Annotated in this window: 2 protein-coding genes; one reads left to right on the forward strand and one right to left on the reverse strand. The window is 74.4% G+C overall.

Annotation, left to right across the window (positions count from 1 at the left end):
- A partial coding sequence (locus ABZ641_RS36470; RefSeq protein WP_359988816.1) for a helix-turn-helix domain-containing protein occupies positions 1 to 279 on the reverse strand: 279 nt, incomplete at its 3' end.
- Between the two features lie 200 nt (positions 280 to 479).
- On the opposite strand from ABZ641_RS36470, the gene ABZ641_RS36475 reads away from it, so the two are divergent.
- Complete coding sequence (locus ABZ641_RS36475) at positions 480 to 1,442, forward strand: NAD-dependent epimerase/dehydratase family protein (protein WP_344624745.1); 963 nt, start codon at positions 480 to 482, stop codon at positions 1,440 to 1,442.
- Positions 1,443 to 1,633 lie beyond the last annotated feature (191 nt).

A 1,633-nucleotide genomic window follows, 5' to 3' on the forward strand; every position in this document is an offset into this window, starting at 1 on the left:
CAGGCGGGCGCGCGGGCCGCCGCGCGGGTCCTCGGCCGCGGCGACGGCTGCGGCGGCGTCCTCGTAGGCGTCCGAGATGAGGGCCCCGAGCAGGTCGTCCCGGCTGGCGAAGTAGCGGTACAGCGCGGGGCCGGACATGCCGAGCTCCTTGGCGATCTTCACCAGGGCGAGCGCTGCGGTGCCGCCCTCGGCCAGCTGCCGCAGTGCGGCGTCCTTGATCTCGGCGCGGGTCTGCTCGCGGTAGCGGGCGCGCGGGCCGGTGGTGCGGGAGTCCGCCATCTCGGCTGCTCCTCTCCGTGTCGTCTCGTTCGTTATGGGTTGTCGCTCCAGCGAGAGTCTCTCACGACTGCGCCCCCATCTCGCTGACGCTTCATCGCCCTTGCGAGTCACCATCGCAACAGTTACAGTCTCTAACAGAAGCGAGGGTGACTCGCGAAAGGAACGGTCCGTGCCGCACGGACCGAAGGAGAGGGGACACCATGAACACCCAGGAGCAGCAGCTGCACGTCGTGCTCGGCGCAGGCCCGGCCGGCACGGCCCTCGCGGCGGAGCTCGCCCGCCGCGGCCACGCCGTCCGCCTGATCGACCGCTCGGGGGAGGGCCCCGCGCCGCTGGGTGTCGAGCGCCGCGCCGCCGACGTCTCCACCCCCGCCGGTGCGCTGGCCGCCGTGCAGGGCGCCGACGTCGTCTACCACTGCGTCAACGTCGGCTACCACCTGCAGGTCGAGCTGATGCCGCTGATCCAGCGGGCCGTGCTCGGCGCGGTCGAGGAGACCGGCGCCCGCCTGGTCGTGCTCGACACCCTGTACCCGTACGGCCCGACCGGCGGCGCGCCGATGACCGAGCGCACGCCGTGGAACGCCGTCAGCCGCAAGGGGCGGATGCGGGCCGAGCTCGACGAGGCGTACCTGACCGCGCACCGCGAGGGCCGGGCCCGGGTGGTGCTCGGCCGCGCCGCGGACTTCGTCGGCCCCGGCGTGCTCAACTCCACCCTCGGCGGCGCCGTCTTCCCGGCCGCGCTCACCGGCGGCGAGGTGCTGGGCCTGGGCGACATCGACCTGCCGCACAGCCACACCGACATCCGGGACGTCGCCGCCGGGCTCGCCACCCTCGGCGAGCACCCCGAGGCCGACGGCCGGGTCTGGCACCTGCCGACCGCGCCCGCCCGGACGCCCCGCCAGATCCACGCCATGATCGAGGAGCGGACCGGCCGACCGCTGAACGTCTTCGTACTGGACGCGCCGCGGCCCTTCGGCCCCTTCGACGAGGTGTTCATGGCCGAGTACGCCGAGATGTTCTACCAGCACACCGAGCCCCAGGTGGTGGACTCCGGCGACTTCGAGAGGGCCTTCGGCACGGCCCCGATCCCGCTGGAGCGGACCCTCGACGAGACCCTCGACTGGTACCGGGACCTGCTGTCCGCCCACGCCCCGCGCTCCTGAGCCGAAGGCCCGGCCGCACAGCTGGACGCCGCCGGACCGCCACCGACCGCCGCCGGATCACCCCGCAGCGGCTCCCGGGACCGCCGCCGGATCCCCCAGGGACGGGTTCCCGGACCACCCCGGACCGTCACCGAACCGCCAGGGGGCCACCACCGCGGCACCCCCGCCTACGGCCGCCCGGACGGTTCGTC

This window comes from Kitasatospora sp. NPDC007106, from assembly GCF_040634455.1.
GTDB classification, from domain to species: domain Bacteria; phylum Actinomycetota; class Actinomycetes; order Streptomycetales; family Streptomycetaceae; genus Kitasatospora; species Kitasatospora arboriphila.

Excerpts from the sequence above, each read along its gene's own strand:
- ABZ641_RS36475 (WP_344624745.1), top strand. The coding sequence starts at position 480 with ATGAACACCCAGGAGCAGCAGCTGCACGTCGTGCTCGGCGCAGGCCCG.